Source organism: Mesorhizobium sp. M2A.F.Ca.ET.039.01.1.1 (genome assembly GCF_003998035.1).
Classification (GTDB): domain Bacteria; phylum Pseudomonadota; class Alphaproteobacteria; order Rhizobiales; family Rhizobiaceae; genus Mesorhizobium.
Window position 1 is genome coordinate 1 of record NZ_RZRY01000563.1, and the last position, 4,160, is coordinate 4,160.

The 4,160-nt window shown below is 65.3% G+C and carries 7 protein-coding genes; 3 read left to right on the forward strand and 4 right to left on the reverse strand.

Going from position 1 to position 4,160, the window contains the following annotated elements; genetic code table 11:
- Together EOA24_RS29265 and EOA24_RS29270 are read right to left on the reverse strand one after the other, a co-directional pair.
- On the reverse strand, nt 1-298 hold a 298-nt coding region (locus EOA24_RS29265), incomplete at its 3' end, for an ABC transporter permease (RefSeq protein ID WP_245501879.1).
- A gap of 76 nt (nt 299-374) precedes the next feature.
- On the reverse strand, nt 375-821 hold the full coding sequence (locus tag EOA24_RS29270) for a substrate-binding domain-containing protein (protein WP_189354317.1): 447 nt from the start codon (nt 819-821) through the stop codon (nt 375-377).
- Nucleotides 822-838: 17 nt separating this feature from the next.
- Here EOA24_RS29270 and EOA24_RS43380 point away from each other — a divergent pair, with 17 nt between their 5' ends.
- Entirely contained in the window at nt 839-1,192 is a 354-nt protein-coding gene (locus tag EOA24_RS43380) for a hypothetical protein (protein ID WP_245501880.1), read from the forward strand.
- Between the two features lie 33 nt (nt 1,193-1,225).
- Nucleotides 1,226-1,441: a hypothetical protein gene (locus tag EOA24_RS43385; protein WP_245501881.1), complete on the forward strand. Its 216-nt coding sequence runs from the start codon at nt 1,226-1,228 to the stop codon at nt 1,439-1,441.
- A gap of 86 nt (nt 1,442-1,527) precedes the next feature.
- On the opposite strand, the gene EOA24_RS29280 is transcribed toward EOA24_RS43385, so the two are convergent.
- Entirely contained in the window at nt 1,528-2,370 is an 843-nt protein-coding gene (locus tag EOA24_RS29280; protein WP_245467294.1) for a polysaccharide deacetylase family protein, read from the reverse strand.
- Nucleotides 2,360-3,289, reverse strand: a complete 930-nt coding sequence (gene iolE, locus EOA24_RS29285) for a myo-inosose-2 dehydratase (protein WP_126080057.1) — start codon at nt 3,287-3,289, stop codon at nt 2,360-2,362. The genes EOA24_RS29280 and iolE overlap by 11 nt, the downstream gene beginning before the upstream one ends.
- Nucleotides 3,290-3,922: 633 nt before the next feature.
- On the opposite strand from iolE, the gene EOA24_RS29295 reads away from it, so the two are divergent.
- Nucleotides 3,923-4,160, forward strand: a 238-nt coding sequence (locus tag EOA24_RS29295; RefSeq protein WP_127410346.1) for a winged helix-turn-helix domain-containing protein, incomplete at its 3' end; no start/stop codon positions are given.

Sequence of the window (4,160 nt, forward strand, 5' to 3'; positions counted from 1 at the left end):
GCCCGATGGTGACGCTGGCAAAGCCGATCATCGAGCCGAGGGAAAGATCGAACTCGCCGCCGATCATCAGCAGCGCCACCGCTGCGGCGAGGATGCCGAGCTGCGCCGACACCTGCAGGAAATTGGCGATGCCGGCCATCGAGAACAGGCCGCTGTTGCCGGCGGTGATGCCGAAGGCGAGGAACACGATGATGGTGCCGGTGATGGCGCCGAGCTCCGGCCGCCGCATCAGGCGCACCAGGCGTCGCGAAACGGGCTTCGGCTCGGGCGGGTGAGCCGGGTTCAGAGCTTCGGTCACGATCGTCATCCCAATAAGCGTCCAGGGCATCCAACAAGGGCCCGCCAGCGCCTTTCGCCGGCGGGCCATTATAGCATCAGCGGATGCCGGCCTTGCTGAGATCGCGCACGGCGGCCGCGTCCTCCTTCATGATGAAGGACGGACCGGTGCGCACGGCCGATGTCGGGAAGGTCTTGTACATCGCCTTGTTGGTGAGGAAGACGACCGGATAGTAGCCCATCATATATTGCTGGTTGTCGATGCCGAACATCATCGTGCCCTTGGCGACGGCATAGAGGATCTCGGGCGACAGGTCGAACGTGCCGATCTTGTAATTGCCGATCGTGCCGGCGTCCTCGAACATCTTGAGCAGCGGCGCGGCGACCGTCGGGCCCAGCGTCAGCACGCCGGTGACGTCCGGATGCGCGGTGAGATAGCCCTCGACGCGGCGCGTCACGTCGGTCGGGTCCATCGTGGCCGCCACCACGTCGGAGGAGCCGCCGCTCTTCTTTGTAGCCTTCGCAGCGCTTGTCGAGGCTGACATTGCCGACCTCGTGATTGATGCAGACGCCCTTCTTGACGCCGGCCTTGGCCATGATCTCGCCGGCCTTGACGCCGTTGTCATATTCGGAGCCGCCGCCGACGAAGAGGTCGAGGCCCCAGGGCTCCACCGCTTCCTCGCCGCTGTCGATGACCACCACCGGAATGCCGGCGGCCTTGGCCGCTTCCACCGGCGCCTTCAGCGCGTCCATGTCGGGAATGGAGACGACCAGCCCGTCCGGCTTCGAGGCCGTGGCGGCCTCGATCATGCGCGCCATGCGCACCACGTCGAAGGTTTCCGGCGCCTGGTATTCGACCTTGACGCCGAGCTGCTGGGCGGCGGCCTGCATGCCGTTCTTCACCACGCTCCAATAGACGTCGTTGGCCTGGCCGTGGGTGACGAAGACGATGCGCACATCGCTTTCCTTCTTCACCTGGGCCGGCGCTGGCAGAATGCCGGCGCCGGCAAAGGCGAGCGAGAGCGCCGCCGCGCTCAGCGCATTTCGCAGTCCGGACATCGAGAATAAGGCACTCATAGTGGTTCTCCTCAAGTTATCGTTGTCGTCCTTAAAGCGTTTCGCGCTGAAACGGATTCAGGCGACACGCTTTAAGCCTTTGATTTGATGCACGTCGTTCTCCCAAAACCGCTTCGCACTTTTGGGCGACATGCATTAGTCTCGGCCTCGACCCTCCCGGTCAGGCCGCTTTCGTCATGCTCGAAAGTCCCGGAGCGTGCCGCGGCGGATGGACAGTCCCTCCACGAAGGCCATGAAATCCGGGTCTGGAAGCAGGTCGAATTCGTCGATGCGGATCTGTGCCGAGCTGGGCTCGATCACCTCGATCTCGCCAGGCGCGTTGGCATGCAGGCAAAGGAAGTTGAGCCCGTCGCCGATCTGGCCGAACAGCGCCTCGTAGCGCGCCCGGGCTGGCTGGTTGCGGTGCCATGGCGTCTCCAGCACCGCGCTTGCCAGCGTCTCGCCGGCTTGCTCCAGCCGCTTGCCCGGCGCGGAGAAGACGCTATCGTCCAGCGGGCCCAGATTGTGGATCGGCCCATAGACCGAGATGCTTTTCGGGAACAGCGTCGGCAGGCCGTAGTCGATGCCGACAGCCGGGTAGCGGTCGACGAATTCCGGCGAGAACACCGCGCCCATATGCCCGTCCATATGGGTGAGCGACAGCCCCGCGGCCTTGGCCGCATCGATCTGCGCCCGCATCTCGGCCTCCACCGCTTCCGGCTCGCCCTTGGCGCGCAATTCCGGCACCGAGCGGAACAGGTAGCCGTCGCCATCGACGATGCCGGAGGCCTGGCTCGCCTTGGTCAGCGGCCGCCAGCGGTAGTATTTCTTCTCCGAGGTGAGCGTGATGTGGACGCCGAGATTGAGCGAGGCGTCCTTCGCCCCTTCCTCGGCGATCTCCAGGAACCACGGGCAGGGCACCATCACCGAGCCGCTGTCGACGGCGCCGGCGCGCTTCAGCTTGAGATAGGCGACATTGGCGCCATGGCACATGCCGACATCGTCGATGTTTATGACGACCTTGCGTTCAGCCGGCATGGCGGACCTCCTTTGCGCGCTCGTGGACATAGAAGCCCGCGCCCTGCGCCAGCTTCTTCAGATTGCGATACCCCATCGTCGCATAGGTCAAGGGGTGCGCCTTGGCCGGGTCCTGCTCGGCCTCCACCACCAGCCAGCCGGAATAGCCCTGGCCGGCGAGGATCTTGAGCAGCGTCGCATAGTCGATCGCGCCGTCGCCTGGCACGGTGAAGATGCCTTCCATCACCGCGCCCATGAAGCTCATGTCGGCCTCGCGCGCCTTCTTCAGCATCGCCGGGCGCACATCCTTGCAATGGACATGCACGACGCGCTCGACATGCCGGCGCAGCAATTGCTCCGGGTCGCCGCCCGAAAAGGCGCAGTGCCCGGTGTCGTAGAGAAGGCCGACCGCCTCGCCGGTGCTGTGCATCAGCCGGTCGATCTCCGTGTCGGTCTCGACGATCGTGCCCATGTGATGGTGGAAGGCCATGCCGACGCCGAAATCGGAGAACCGCTCGGCGAGCCTGGTGATCTTGGCGCCATAGGCCTTCCATTCGCCGTCCATCAGCTTCGGCCGCTGCGAGATCGGGTCATGGATCGCGCCATGCCGGCCGCGCGAGGTGTCGGCATAGACGACGCGCCTGGCGCCGAGATCGCGCAATAAAGTCAGATGCGGCCGGATCGCCTCGAACTCCTCGTCGACCTCCTTCTCGCAGATGCGCCCGTCATACCAGCCGGAGATCAGCGCCAGCCCGTAATGGTCGAGGATTGGCCGAAGCGCGCGGCTGTCGCGCGGGAACTTGCCGCCAAGCTCGGTGCCGGCATAGCCGGCCTCGGCGGTCTCGGCGAGGCAGGTCTCGAGCGGCGTGTCGCCGCCCAGTTCCGGCACATCGTCATTGGTCCAGGTGATCGGGTTGATGCCAAGTCGAACTGTCGTCATTGCTCGCTTTCCGCCCCGCGGCCAGGATGGCTGCGGGGTTCATGGTCTCGGGAGGGAAATGGCTTCATGCCTGCGGCGGGCGATGCATCGCGCTCGCCTTGCCTGTCCGGCCGGCAGCCTCCCAGTTGCCTTGCCCGGACTTTGTCTTCCCCGTCTTGCGCCGACGTCTTATCCCCAACGTCTATGAGCGAAGTCTACGCCGCTCTGTCTCCATCGCGAGGGCCAGTTTTCTGGAAAATGAAGGAACCAGTTTGTGACGGCAGGGTCGCTGTGGCAGGATGGGGGATGGGAAATCTGGAAATGATCGAGCGTCGGCGCGAGGCCCCCCTCTCTGCCCTGCCGGACATCTCCCCCTCAAGGGGGGAGATTGGCAGCTTCAGCCCTGGCGTTCCCCTTGCAACGTTGGCGATTGGCGAAAGCCGGCGCGACATCCAATCTCCCCCCTTGAGGGGGTTGAGGAGCGGTCCGCGCAGCGGACGGGAAGCCAATTGCTTGGCTTTCCGAGCGACGAAAGCCCTGAGCGGCAGCGAAGGGCCGGGCAGTCCGGCAGGACAGAGAGTGGGGCGAAGGAACTCGACGTCGGAAGCCAAGCCCGCCGCGGCACACCAATGCACCTATGGGCGGGCGTAACCCATGCGCCCGCACGCCAAACCCCAACCCTTCCCCCTCGACACGCTCACCGTGAACCGCGCCGGCCCGGAGCATCTCTCGCGCCAGCTCTATCACGGCCTCGTCGCCATCATCCGCAGCCGCGCGCTGCCCCCCGGCTCGGAGCTTCCCTCCACCCGCGCCTTGGCCGCTGAGCTCGGCCTTGGCCGCAACACCATCGTTGCCGCTTACGACCAGCTCGTCACCGAAGGCTATCTCGCCA